A 14,012-nucleotide genomic window follows, 5' to 3' on the forward strand; every position below is an offset into this window, starting at 1 on the left:
CTAAAATTAAATAGATAACAATTTCTTTTTTACCGGAATGACGGTTTTTAGATTAAAATCCTTAAGCTCGAAGGCTGAACTTTTACATGAACCGGAGATTTTATTTTGTTGAACTCTCCGTCGAGATGCCAGTTTTTGGTATTCACCTTAAATTCTATTTCGGAAACAGGCAAATAGGTAACATAATCGTCCTGTTTCAGTTTTTTGGTAAACATTCTGAACGCAAAAAGCATGGAATAGAAGAAGGGGAATTTTTTAACGAGAACCATATCCACCAAACCATCACTTTTACTTGCATGAGGTGCAATATAAGCGTTGTTTCCAAACTGTCTTGTGTTGGCGATGTTCACCATTAAATATTTCCCGTTGTACTGCTTGTATTTTTCGTCAAAAAACTTAAGCTTGATTGGCTTGTAGCTGAAAAAGGTTTTAAAAGAGACTTTGATATAATTTTTAAATCCTCTTGTGGTTTTTTCAAATTCCTTTACGACTTTACCGTCGAATCCGGTCCCGGAAACATTAATGGAAAGTCTTTCATTTACAGTGAACGTATCAATCTTTCTGGAATTTTTGGTTCTGATCTTTTCCAGAAGTTCGTCCAGATTTTTGCTGAACTGGGTTTCGTTGGAAAATCCGTTTCCGGAACCTGCCGGAAAAATCGCCAGAATTTTTTCTGTATCAATGAGGTTTCTGGCTACGGTAGAAATGGTTCCGTCGCCTCCGATGGCTACAAAAATATCCACGGTGTTAAAATGATCCTGAATAAACTGATCGGTTCCGGGAATAGATTCGGAGATGTAATACAAAGGATCTTTCACCTTTGCTTTCAGTTCGTTGAGAAACGGCTGATAATTTTTTTTCGCCGAAAAAGGATTGATGATGAAAGCGACTTTTTCCATTAGTGCAAAAATAAAAAATGCTCCCGATGTGGAAGCATGATTGTTATTTAATTTTCATTCTTTTCATAAATTCTGGAGTAAGAGTTCCTTTAAGCTCTGTCCAAGAAACAGGGATTATAATATCTCCTGCTGCAAAAGCTGTAATTTCGTACGGACTGTAATGGAAATACAGGTTTTTGTCATCGAAATAAAAATTTTCCGTCGCCGGAATTTTATCTACCAGAAGCATTTCAGAATTATTAACGTCTCCCTTCTCGTCTGTTGCTCCGCTGTTGGTTTTGTTGATGTTTTTCATTAAAAGAGCTTCCAGCTTTTCTTTCGGCATGGAAGTAATGTCTTTTAATTCAAGCTTTTTATTGTTTTTTAAATCAAAAACTCTTTCGGAATAACCATAATTATCGTGTGCACCTCCTTCATAAGAAGCCCAAAAGTATTCTATCTGGAGATAATCATTGGTATTGGATTTTACTTTCATTGCTGTATCCGAATACCATTCCTGAGAGAATGAAATATCTGAAATCCAGTCTTTTGAATCTTTTCTGATGTTATTAAAATATTCGTTTTTGCTTTTCTGAAGATAATTCAGCAATCCTTCTCTGGAAAAATCGCCAATATTTTTTTCTGTAAAATAAATGCTGTCTAATAATTTTTTATCCTTAACTGTCGGGAACAGCAACATTTTGGAAGTATATTTAACGGTTAAAGAATCGCTAAGCTTAGTTGAATCGCTGATTTTCACGGAATCTACTGTAAACATTTCGGGAGCTGCAGCTTCTGTTTCATTTATATTATTGCTTTCCGTCTTTTTACAGGCAGAAAAAATAAAGAAAGAAGAAAGTGCCAAGACAGCAATGGTATTTTTCATAATTCTGATTTTCCTTCTTCAATGCAAAAACCATTCAAAAAATGAATGGTTTGAGATTATTTTTGAAAAAAAATTTAATTACTGTTTTTTTACAAGACTGATGACCTGGTTTTCCTGTTTGGAAGCCACTCCCCAAATCTGTTTAAAAGCCGGATAATATTCTTTCTCATAATTCGGACTCTTAACTTTGGTGGTGGAAATTACTTCGATCTTGTTTCCTTTTTGCTCAGCAATATAACTGTATTCGATTTCTTTATCGTCTGTTACAATTTTTTTGTTTTTCGGCATTTCTTCAATGGCATATCCTTCCGGAATTTCCAAAACTATTTTCTTAATTCTTGTGAACGGCGAAGTAAAATCGATAAGGTATTTTCTTTCTTCGGTCTGATCGAATTCGTTTGAGTTTTTATTTAAAAACAACATAGGATTGATAATCATTTTTTTTCCGATCCTGTCGATTAAATTCTCGGAAGAGAACTTCATGGTACTTTCAAAATCACCGTTTTCATGTACTTTTGAATCGATATTGGTAAAGTCTATCGCAAAATTATCTTTATACTGCTTTTTGTATTTCTCTGCATTATCGTCATAGCTCTCTTTTGCAAAAATAGCATACGTTCCTGTGTCTTTATCGGAATAGGTTCCCGAAATGCTTCCGTCTGCATTAATTTTTGCCTCCGCCGTAAGATAGGTAAAACTTGTTTTCGCATTGATCATGGATAACTGCTGAACTTTATCTTTATTCATTAAAATTCCGAACTGGTTCCAGTCTCTTGGCGGTAACTGATCGATCGAAGACTGCTTTGAAGTGGCATCATACAAATGAAAGCCATCTTTTGTCTGAACGGCAGCAATTACAAAATTCATGTTGGAAACATTGGGTGAAGCGATATTAATAAAACCGTTGCTCACCGTAGAAATCGTAAGCGGATCTGCTTTAATTCCGGCTTCACGAAGCATCATGACCAGAAAAAGATTGATTTCTGCCGCATTTCCGGTTTTTGTTTCCAGCATTTTTTTGATACCGTCTTCTGTATAAATCCCTCTGTCTTTGTTCCATGTAAAAGTATTTTTTACATAGTTAAAAACTGCATTGGCTTTTTCTATCTCTCCTGAAATACCTGAAATATTTGCAGGCATATTGTCTTTTGCCAGTCTTGTCTTCTTTAATTCTCCTCCGAAATATTCATTTTCATATAATCTGTCTTTAATCTGCTCCCAAGATGATGAATATAACTTAAGCTCTCTGAAGCTTGTTGAATGAAGTTCTGCTCCTATTTTTGTTCTGTAATTCCGGTCGTTATTTACAAATTTCTCCGTCTTAAAACCTTTTACATTTTCATATCCGAAGCGATATGTTCTGTAACTCGTTCCATACATCATTCTTTCTTCAACTTCTTTATATTTTGGCAATAGAAAACCTGTATAATTTACGTTATAAGCAATATTTAACGGACTATCTAAAACATATTCAGTATATATAGATGGAGTATCTGTTTCTATCATAATCTCAGGAACACTAAAAAGGTATGGTGAGTTTATTTCATAATAATATTCAATAATCGACCCATTTTTTACATTAGGAAAAGCAAATTTGGTAACTGAATAGTTTTTACTTTCCTTACTTTTGTATTTTGAACTTTTATCAACTTTCGTAGCTATGGAAGTACCGTTTTCCAAATTGTAAGTAAATGCTTTTATCTTGGAAATAGTTTCTTGTTCACTTCCATTTTGGTAAAGAGGAATTTCAAGGTTTAACCAATCTTCTGACTTATCTTTATCATAAATCTTAACTCTGTAAAAAACAGTCTTGATAAGATTTCCTGAACTATGATCAACAGTAAAATGCAAAGATTTATATAAAATCTCGGCCGGAGCATTTCCATCTAAAGATGATTTTTGTTTTGATAAGTCATTTTCATTGAATTTTGGATAATGCAGAAAGTCATGTTTCTGAGCAGAAACGAAAATTAAATTTGCAGAGCAAAAAACTGTAAAAAATATTTTTTTCATGTTAAATTTTAGAAATTAAAATTTTTGAGTTGTCGATGTTAATGGTTTTTTTTCGGAAATTAACGTAATCGTTATACTTTTCTTTAGGATAAAGTCCTTTATTAATTCTTATGGTTCGGCTGACTTTCAGTTCTTCGCCATTTTTTACAAAGCTTAACTGATAGCTTCCGAATTCTGAATTTAAGGTTACATTCTCAGGAAGTTCTTCTATTTTATAGTTTTTAGGAAGCGCAAAGTTGATTTCGTATTCATCCTGAAAAGACTGTCTTAATTCAAAAGGCAATTCCCTGTTTTCGTCTGTTTTGTAAACATTGTTTGAATAAATAGGTACTGCTCTGAAAATGATGCTGCTTCCTGCGTTTTTAGAATAATTATTGGCTTTAAAATCAAGATCAAATTTTGCAACGGCATTGTCTTTATCGTTCAGGAAATTTTTCATTTCAATCTTTTCAAAATGAAGAACATCCAGAAGATTTTTTATGGCTTCGTTTCTTTCTTTTGGTGACATTGTTGCCAGAACTAGATTGTTATCATACTGAATTCCCGTGTACGCAAAATTACCTTCGCCGGAAATACTGTTGTCTTCATTAAGCTTTATTTTTAAAAGCTGTTTTTCTTTGCTTTGGTCTGCCGCATAAACCGGAGTATCAATTAATTCAATTCCGTTTTTTCTGATGGAAAGCACATTTCTTTCTGTGGTTCCGTAACTTAGATGATTAAAAGCTATTTGCTGAGATGTATTTTCCAGCCAGATATTTCCTTTTTCTGCAGGAACCATCAGAATAACATGGTTTCCTCCCATTTTGGGAAAATCTTTATCAAACGAAACCGGAGAGGAACCGGAATTGATCACCGAATAATAAGACGGAATTCCGGCTTCATCCAGTAAAGTTTTCATGTAATTCGTTAATCCCTTGCAGTCACCATATCCTTTTTTCTGAACCTCATCCGGAAGCATCGGCTGCCAACCGCCGATTCCCAAGGCTACAAAAATATACCTTGTCTTGCTCTGCATATACTGATACAGTTTTTTTACCTTTTCTTCGGTTGTTCCCTGTAAATTCAATGCTGCGACTTCCGCTTTGATTGCAGGCGTTGATAAAGAAACCGGCTGTAAAATGCTGTTGTAATACCAAGATCCGAACTCACCCCAGTTGTTTATATTCCCCTGTTTTCCTTCAAGATTGAATTTCGTTAACGCAAAACTTACTTTTGGCAAAATTTTTATCGGTTGGGGAAGTAAAAAGGCATCATCAATAGCCGGAACATTTTTATAAGAATATATTTTTTCTCCTGCATTATCGCTTTCTGTAACTGAAGTATAGTTATAAAGCGAAGGATATGTTTTTGTTTTAAGTTCAATACCGGATTTATTGATGATCTTCATCTGCGATTCTTCCAGTGAAATATTAGTTGATCTGAAAGGAATAAAATCCGGCAGAAAAACCGTATTGTCATCACCAATCTGATAAGAAAATTCCACGGTGTAAGGATATTGCGTAGGAGTATAAGATAAAGCCATCACTCTGTTATCCGAATAAAAAGTTCCTTGATTATTATTGGCAAAATCTCCAAAATCTGATTTCGAAAATGATTTGATCTTTTTTCCGGATTCATCGTAAATATTCACCTTGACGTCTGAAATACTATTGCCTTTTTCATAAGGAATATAAATCTGCGCATCGGAATCGCCGTCTTTATTTAAAACAGTGGTCACCGTGTAATACTGATATCTGATATCATCTATTTTATTGATCTGAATGGTTGTGAAATCTTTCCTGATTACCGCATCTGCATTTTTCTTCAGATTCTCAGGAATAGCAGAAACCGGAAAATTTTGTGAGTAGTAAAAAGAAGCCATCGAAAGCGCTCCAATACAAAGTATTTTCATCATGGTTATTAAAATTTAGCAAAAATAATGAAATCTTATAACTGACAAAATTTTTTTTTATTGTTTTGAAGATTTTATAAGGTAAATAAAAAAAGACTCCATTGCTGAAGTCTTTTATAATCGTATTTTTTGAATTCAATTATGCATCAATTTTCGCATATTTAGCATTCTTCTCTATAAATTCTCTTCTTGGCGGAACCTCATCTCCCATCAACATAGAAAATACACTGTCAGCTTCTACTGCATTGTCGATGGTTACCTGCTTCAGAATTCTGTGTTCAGGATTCAGAGTGGTTTCCCAAAGCTGTTCAGGATTCATCTCTCCAAGACCTTTATAACGCTGAACTTCAACGCCTTTTCCATCCGGAGACATTTCCAAAGTAAATTCTTCACGCTCTTTTTCGTTATAAGCATATACTTTTTTGTTTCCTTTTTTCAATAAATATAAAGGCGGCTGAGCAATATAAATATAGCCGTTCTCAATCAGTTCTTTCATGTATCTGAAGAAGAAGGTTAAGATCAACGTTGAGATGTGAGAACCATCGATATCGGCATCGGTCATGATAACGATTTTATGATATCTTAGCTTCGCCATATTCAACGCTTTGCTGTCTTCTTCCGTACCAACGGAAACTCCTAAAGCGGTATATATATTTTTAATCTCTTCATTATCATATACTTTATGAAGCATTGATTTCTCAACATTCAGAATTTTACCTCTTAACGGAAGAATTGCCTGAAAGAATCTGTCACGTCCCTGTTTTGCCGTTCCACCCGCGGAATCTCCCTCAACTAAGAAAATTTCTGATTCTGCCGGATCTTTTGAAGAACAGTCGGATAATTTCCCGGGAAGCCCGGAACCTCCCATCGGAGATTTTCTCTGAACCATTTCACGGGCTTTTTTCGCAGCCTGTCTTGCTTTTGCAGCTAAGACTACTTTCTGAACGATAATTTTTGCTTCGTTGGGATTTTCTTCTAAAAAGTTAGTCAGCATTTCCCCAACAATTTTATCAACAGCCCCCGAAACTTCAGAGTTTCCTAATTTTGTTTTGGTCTGTCCTTCAAACTGAGGTTCCATTACTTTTACAGAAACTACAGCCGTAAGTCCTTCACGGAAATCGTCTCCTGTAATTTCTACTTTTTCTTTTTGAGGAATTCCTAAATCATCCGCATATTTCTTTAAGGTTCTCGTTAAAGCACGTCTGAAACCTGCTAAGTGAGTTCCTCCTTCGTGAGTGTTAATATTGTTAACGTAGGAGTGAAGATTCTCATTAAATGAAGTATTGTAACGCATTGCCACTTCCACAGGAATATCGTCTCTTTCACCTTCCATGAAAATTACATTTTCCATGATCGACTCACGGTTTCCGTCGATAAAAGCAACGAACTCCTTTAGACCACCTTCAGAATGGAAAACTTCTGATCTGAAAGAACCGTCTTCCAGTTTTTCTCTTTCGTCGGTAAGGGTAATGGTAATTCCTTTATTTAAATAAGAAAGCTCTCTTAAACGGCTTGCTAATGTATCATAATTATACACCAGTTCTGTAAAGATAGAATCATCCGGCTGGAAGAACTGTTTTGTTCCTCTCTGATCGCTGTGTCCTATTTCCTCAACGCCCGTCTGAGCTTTACCTCTTGAATATATCTGCTGATAAACGTTTCCGTCTCTGTAAACTGTCGTTACCATTTCGTTGGAAAGTGCGTTTACACACGATACCCCAACTCCGTGAAGACCTCCGGAAACTTTATAAGAATCTTTATCAAACTTACCTCCTGCCCCGATTTTCGTCATTACAACCTCAAGAGCGGATTTTTGTTCTTTTTCGTGGAAATCCACAGGAATACCTCTACCGTTATCACTAACCTCGATCCCGTTTCCTTCTTTAATGCTGACAAAGATTGTGTCGCAGTATCCTGCCAACGCTTCGTCGATAGAGTTATCTACTACTTCATAAACCAAATGATGGAGACCTCTTACTCCCACATCACCAATGTACATTGAAGGACGCATACGCACGTGTTCCATTCCTTCCAATGCCTGAATACTACTAGCTGTATATTGTTTCTGACTCATATAAATATTAAAAAATCCTGCTAAATGCAAAGACTTACAAATATCGTGATTTTTTTCGAGGTATGAAAGTTAAAAAGTGTCAAAAAAGTATTGATTTTTCCACAAAAAGCAAAGATTATTTTCTCTTAAAAAATATCAAAGTTAAAACCTATTTCTCAAACAAATACTGTTGTAAATCATAATGACGATCTATAATTTATCCGTAAATTTATTTACTCAAAATGAATGGTTTATGGACGACTTTCTTGCAGCTCGTGCACAGATGGCAATGTCACTCGGCTTTCACATTATTTTTTCCTGTGTAGGTATGGTTATGCCTTTTCTTATGGCTTTTGCACACTGGAAATACTTAAAAACAAAAAACGAAGTTTATAAAGGTCTCACAAAAGCATGGAGCAAGGGTGTAGCAATCCTTTTTGCGACCGGAGCTGTTTCCGGAACGATGCTTTCTTTTGAACTGGGACTTCTGTGGCCTGAATTTATGAAACACGCAGGACCCATCTTCGGAATGCCTTTTTCACTGGAAGGAACTGCATTTTTTATTGAAGCCATCGCAATCGGATTTTTTCTTTACGGATGGGACAGATTTAATAAATGGTTTCATTGGTTCTGCGGATTTTTGGTAGGATTAAGCGGTTTAGCTTCGGGAATTTTAGTGGTTGCCGCAAATGCGTGGATGAATTCTCCGGCAGGATTCGATTATGTGAACGGACAATATTTAAATATAGATCCTATTAAAGCCATGTTCAATGAAGCGTGGTTTCCTCAGGCGTTACACATGACGGTTGCAGCGTTTTGTGCGACTGGATTTGCCGTTGCAGGAGTTCATGCTTTTTTAATTCTAAAGAAAAAAAATGTTGAATTTCATACCAAAGCCTTTAGAATTGCAGCAGGATTTGCTTTGATCGGAGCATTCGGAGCTCCCTTAAGTGGTGATGTTGCGGCAAAATCCGTTGCAGAAAGACAACCTATAAAATTAGCTGCCATGGAAGCCCATTTTGAAACGGAAAAAGGAGCCTCATTTGTGATTGGCGGAATTCCGGATGAGAAAAAAGAAGAGATAAAATATGCCGTAAAAATTCCGAAAGTTCTGAGTTTTTTAGTGGCTAATGATTTTAACGCGGAAGTAAAAGGACTGAAAGATTTTCCAAAAGAAGAATGGCCTCCGATTGCGGTTGTGCATTATGCTTTTCAGATCATGATTTTCTTTGGTGTTGTGATGATTATTATTGGAAGCGTTTTTCTGTATGCAACATTTTTCAGGAAAGAATGGCTTTCCAGAAACTGGCTCCTGAAAACATTTTTATATGCGACTCCTTTCGGATATATTGCTCTGGAAGCGGGATGGACAGTAACTGAAGTGGGAAGACAGCCGTGGATTATCTACGGAATTATGAAAACAGCCGATGCCGTGACACCAATGCCGGGAATTCAGTATTCTTTTTACTTTTTTACTGCGATTTTCGCGTCACTCTCTTTGGTTATTATTTTCCTTTTAACAAGACAGATTAAAATGGTTCCCAAATTATACGATCCTACCGATCCTCAGTTTAACTCTAAAAATAAGAAGTCATGATTTACGTTGTTATAGGATTTCTCTGGCTATCGATATGTCTGTATGTTATTTTAGGCGGAGCCGATTTCGGAGCGGGAATTGTGGAACAGTTCACCAGAAAAAAGAACAGACCCAAAACGCAGACTTTGATGTACACTTCTATTGCTCCGGTTTGGGAAGCCAATCATATGTGGCTGATTATTGCCATTGTTATTCTTTTTGTCGGTTTTCCGGAGGTTTACACCACGCTTTCCACGTACCTTCATATTCCTTTGGTTTTAATGCTGGTGGGAATTATTGCACGCGGGACAGCATTTACGTTCCGGCATTATGATGCGGTGGAAGACAGTTGGCAACGTATTTACACACAGATTTTTTATTTTGCGAGTTTACTGACTCCTTTTTTTCTGGGATTAACGGCTGCAGCAACGATCTCCCATTCCATTAATCCGGAGGCGACCAATTTTTTAGATTTATATATTTTCAGTTGGCTGAACTGGTTTGGTGTTGCAGTCGGGTTATTTACCGTTTCCATCTGTGCATATCTTGCTTCCGTTTTTGCTTTGAGAGAGACTTCCGACCGTTTTGAACTGGGTATGATGATTAGAAAATCCAAACAGACCATGGTCTTTGTTGTTATCGCAGGGCTTCTGGTTTTTATCACAGCTTATTTTTCCGATATTCCTTTACTGATGTGGGTTTTCTCAAAACCTTTGGGAATTATGGCAACGGTTTTTGCTACCATCTGTCTCTTTTTGATTCTGAGAGCAATGAATCGCCGTAAACTTTTACCTGTAAGAGCTTTAGCAGGATTTCAGGTGATTATGATTCTGGTTGCCGCTACTTATCAGCACAATCCGAATATTATTCTGTTTGCAAACGGAGAGCATCTTTCTTTATTAGACAACGTTGCAGCGCCAAAAACAATTTCGGCTTTGGGATGGGCGTTAATGCTCGGCTCTGTTTTCATCCTTCCGTTTTTGTTTTATCTGATGGCTTCATTCAGTAAACTGAGAAGATAATTTTATAAGTATAATAGTTTCGGCGCAGCTTTGCTGCGCCGAAACCTTGTAATCTATTTTTTAAGCAAAACAATTTCCACCCTTCTGTTCTTCATGAAATCCTCTTCCTTTCTTTCGGGATAAACAACAGGATTGAGATGTCCCATTCCGGTTGCTTTGATGCGCGTGGAAGCAATTCCCTGTTTTTCCAGAAATTCTTTGATGGCATTGGCTCTAGTCCAAGATAGGTTAAATGTTTTCAAATCTAAATCTTCACCATCGAAATTGTCATAATCACAGCAGATATGTCCCTGCAATTCTACTTCGATTGTTGGATTATTTTTTAAAATTTCCGCTAACTGCATCAATACACTATTTCCTTTTGGCAGCCATACGTGGCGACCTCCGATAAAATTAACATTCGGCAAAGAAAAAGTTTCTCCGATTTTCATTTCTGAAACTTTTTTGCTGAAAAAGCTCTCAAAGGTTTTCCCGGAATGTATTTCTCCGGCAATCATCACCCGATCGATAAATACATCTACCCTTCTGTTTTTACCGCGCAATTCTTCGGTACTGTTGTCATTGATGGGTTTTTCTTTTCCCAATCCTACCACACTTTCCAGTTTGATATTATTTCCGATTTTTGACTGTAAATATTGATTAACCGCATTAGCACGATTTTCAGACAGCTTTTTATTGTATTCCGAAGTTCCGGAAATATCACAATTTCCAAAAATTCTGAATTTCAGATTATATCTAAGTTGCGCCAGACTGTCAAGTTTTCTTTGTGACTCTTTCGTCAGTTTAGAACTGTTGTACTCAAAATAAACCGAACTAAGCATCTGAGAATCAATTTTAACAAAGAAGAAAAAAAGTAAAAATAAAAAAAAGACCTTCATCAATTTTAAGTTTTATAGACAACGGAAAATGTGGGATTATAGTCTGCTACAAAGTAGAAAGATTTTCACAGTCTTTTTCTGATACTTTTAAAAATCGCACTCAGTATTGCTATAACAATTTGCATGAAAACAATAGCAATAGCTGCAATGATAAATCCGGGAATCAATAATATTGGTCCTACGACAATCCAGCCTGTAGAAAGTATTGCCGCAAAAATCCCGATGGTCACTATGATCATAATTGTGATTATCAAAGGCATCATCCACCAATCTTTAGGCTCATCATAAGAAATATCAGAAAGCACGTATCCTGCTTTTTTACCATACAACACCTCCATAAAGCTTCTTCTTTCTCCGGAAATTATGAGAGAATCCTTCTTAGCCAGAATTTTTTTATGAACATCGGCAACGTCTTTATCATAAAACAATCTTATGAGTTTCTCTTTTTTTCCGCTCTCATAAACCCTTCTGACCTGTATCTCTTCTAAACTGTTACTCTCATTCTGAAACGGGGCAAATATATCCTCAAACTCCGGATACCCTTCTTTTTTAGGCTCAAAAAATAAGATACTGCAGGACTCGTCTGAAAGCTTAGCATTTTTCATGATGAATATTTTCGAAAAATCCTTTTTGATATACGCTTTTTTACCTTCAATATAGATTTCCATCCAGTTGATCCCGTTTCTCCTTTTTTCACGATTGAATTCTACGATCTGTCCTTTACTCAAAAAAGCTGAAGTTTTGGCATTTTCTTCATGTTCAGAATAAACAGATATCGCCTGATGAATTTTAATTTTATTGGACATTTAATTAATTGTATGGTTAAAAGTTTTCGAATATACAAATTATTACTAAGTAAGAAATAAAAAAAGGTCATCCGAAGATAACCTTTATATTTAGAACTGATAAAATCTTAAACCAGTTTCATCAAAACATTCTCGTCTATTTTTTCCACTTTCACCAAATTATTTTTAGTTAAAGTTTTGGAAGCCTTATCCCATTTTTTACCGGAAAGTTTAGATTGTTCCTTTACTTCATTTAAAGCAATTTGTTCTCCGGATTTCAATATTTCAAGAATAACCTTTTCATCTTCACCCAGTTCAATTTGAGGAACTGCTTTTTCAGGTCTCATCTGAGGGAAGAATAAAACTTCCTGAATGGATGCATTATTCGTAAGGAACATAATTAATCTGTCCATTCCGATTCCTAAACCGGAAGTTGGGGGCATTCCGTATTCCAGCGCTCTTAAGAAATCTTCATCGATAAACTGTCCTGCCTCATCATCTCCTTTTTCGGATAATTTTAACTGCTCTTCAAAACGCTCTCTCTGGTCAATCGGATCATTAAGCTCAGAATAAGCATTTGCGATTTCTTTTCCGCAAACCATCAGCTCGAAACGCTCGGTTAAGCCTTCTTTACTTCTGTGTTTTTTCGTAAGCGGTGACATTTCGATCGGATAATCTGTAATGAAAGTTGGCTGAATAAAGTTTCCTTCGCATTTTTCACCAAAAATTTCATCAATTAATTTTCCTTTACCCATCGTTTCATTCACATCAATTCCGATAGATTTTGCAAAATCGAATAATTCCTGTTCTGTTTTTCCGGTAATATCGAATCCTGTAAATTTCAGAATTGCATCCGTCATAGAAATTCTCTGGTAAGGCGCTTTGAAATCCACTTCATATTCTCCGAAAGTAGCTTTTGTTGTTCCATTCACCTGAATAGCACAGAATTCTAATAATTTCTCTGTGAAATCCATCATCCAGTTGTAGTCTTTGTATGCTACATAGATTTCCATTGCAGTAAATTCCGGATTGTGGGTTCTGTCCATTCCTTCATTTCTGAAGTTTTTGGAGAATTCGTAAACCCCGTCAAAACCACCTACGATTAATCTTTTAAGATATAATTCGTTGGCAATTCTTAAATATAAAGGAATATCCAAAGCATTGTGATGCGTAATGAAAGGTCTTGCTGCAGCTCCTCCCGGAATCGCCTGTAAGATCGGAGTTTCCACCTCAAAATAGCCTGCATCATTAAAGAATGTTCTCATTGCATTGAACAATTTTGTTCTTTTTACGAAAACTTCCTTAATCTGAGGATTTACGGTTAAATCTACATAACGCTGTCTGTATCTTAGTTCCGGATCATTAAATGCATCGTGAACAACACCGTTTTCATCGGTTTTTGCCTGTGGAAGCGGTCTTAGAGATTTCGTTAACAGGGTGAAATTTTTCACCAAAACCGTCTTCTCTCCTACCTGTGTTGTAAACAGCTCACCTTCAATTCCGATAATGTCTCCGATATCCAAAAGATGTTTGTACACTTCATTGTATAACGTTTTATCTTCTCCTGTACAGATCTCATCCCTGTTAAAATACACCTGAATTCTTCCTGTAGAATCCTGCAATTCAGCAAAAGAAGCTTTCCCCTGAATTCTTCGCGACATCAGTCTTCCCGCGATCTTCACCTGTTTACTTTCTGCGAAATCCTGTTTTATAGATTCTGTAGTATCTGTAATGATGTATTCATCCGCCGGGAATGCATTAATCCCCATTTCAACAAGCTTATTCAGCTTTTCTCTTCTAATGATTTCTTGTTCTGATAATTGCATTTCTTATTTTTCTAAAAGCGTACAAATTTAGTGATTATTTACAAAATTTCACCTTAAACTTAAGGTAAATATTTTATACCATAATACTTTATCATTAATGTAAATAATTCTTATAAAACTATATTTAAACGATTAATTTAAATTAAATATTAATAATCACTATATGATGAATTATAAATGAGTTTTATTTATTATCTTTGGTTT

General features: G+C 35.8%; 10 protein-coding genes. 2 read left to right on the forward strand and 8 right to left on the reverse strand.

Annotated features, from left to right (window positions below; all coding sequences use genetic code 11):
• Positions 1–47 precede the first annotated feature (47 nt).
• From QWT87_RS12440 to gyrB, 5 genes are all read right to left on the reverse strand, one after another.
• Positions 48–899 carry a diacylglycerol/lipid kinase family protein gene (locus tag QWT87_RS12440; protein ID WP_302716344.1) on the reverse strand — a complete coding sequence of 284 codons (852 nt, stop codon included), beginning with the start codon at positions 897–899 and terminating at the stop codon, positions 48–50.
• 43 nt (positions 900–942) lie between these two features.
• Positions 943–1,764, reverse strand: coding sequence for an RsiV family protein (locus QWT87_RS12445; RefSeq protein ID WP_302716345.1), 822 nt, complete (start codon positions 1,762–1,764; stop codon positions 943–945).
• Positions 1,765–1,842: 78 nt separating this feature from the next.
• A complete protein-coding gene (locus tag QWT87_RS12450; protein WP_302716346.1) occupies positions 1,843–3,777 on the reverse strand; it encodes a transglutaminase-like domain-containing protein in 1,935 nt (644 codons plus the stop codon).
• 1 nt (position 3,778) lies between these two features.
• Positions 3,779–5,671, reverse strand: a complete 1,893-nt coding sequence (locus QWT87_RS12455) for a DUF3857 domain-containing protein (RefSeq protein WP_302716347.1) — start codon at positions 5,669–5,671, stop codon at positions 3,779–3,781.
• A gap of 136 nt (positions 5,672–5,807) precedes the next feature.
• Positions 5,808–7,742: a DNA topoisomerase (ATP-hydrolyzing) subunit B gene (gene gyrB, locus QWT87_RS12460; protein WP_087710974.1), complete on the reverse strand. Its 1,935-nt coding sequence runs from the start codon at positions 7,740–7,742 to the stop codon at positions 5,808–5,810.
• 232 nt (positions 7,743–7,974) lie between these two features.
• On the opposite strand from gyrB, the gene QWT87_RS12465 reads away from it, so the two are divergent.
• A complete protein-coding gene (locus tag QWT87_RS12465) occupies positions 7,975–9,318 on the forward strand; it encodes a cytochrome ubiquinol oxidase subunit I (protein WP_302716348.1) in 1,344 nt (447 codons plus the stop codon).
• Positions 9,315–10,319, forward strand: coding sequence for a cytochrome d ubiquinol oxidase subunit II (locus tag QWT87_RS12470; protein WP_302716349.1), 1,005 nt, complete (start codon positions 9,315–9,317; stop codon positions 10,317–10,319). The genes QWT87_RS12465 and QWT87_RS12470 overlap by 4 nt, the downstream gene beginning before the upstream one ends.
• Before the next feature lie 53 nt (positions 10,320–10,372).
• Here the strand turns inward: QWT87_RS12470 and QWT87_RS12475 are convergent, their stop codons facing one another.
• The 3 genes from QWT87_RS12475 to lysS form a co-directional block, all read right to left on the reverse strand.
• Positions 10,373–11,140, reverse strand: coding sequence for an OmpA family protein (locus QWT87_RS12475; protein WP_302716350.1), 768 nt, complete (start codon positions 11,138–11,140; stop codon positions 10,373–10,375).
• 122 nt (positions 11,141–11,262) lie between these two features.
• Positions 11,263–12,003 carry a hypothetical protein gene (locus QWT87_RS12480; RefSeq protein WP_302716351.1) on the reverse strand — a complete coding sequence of 247 codons (741 nt, stop codon included), beginning with the start codon at positions 12,001–12,003 and terminating at the stop codon, positions 11,263–11,265.
• 107 nt (positions 12,004–12,110) lie between these two features.
• A complete protein-coding gene (gene lysS / locus QWT87_RS12485; RefSeq protein ID WP_302716352.1) occupies positions 12,111–13,808 on the reverse strand; it encodes a lysine--tRNA ligase in 1,698 nt (565 codons plus the stop codon).
• Positions 13,809–14,012: the final 204 nt, after the last annotated feature.

Origin of the sequence: Chryseobacterium urinae, from assembly GCF_030518295.1 — a bacterium.
Classification (GTDB): domain Bacteria; phylum Bacteroidota; class Bacteroidia; order Flavobacteriales; family Weeksellaceae; genus Chryseobacterium; species Chryseobacterium mucoviscidosis.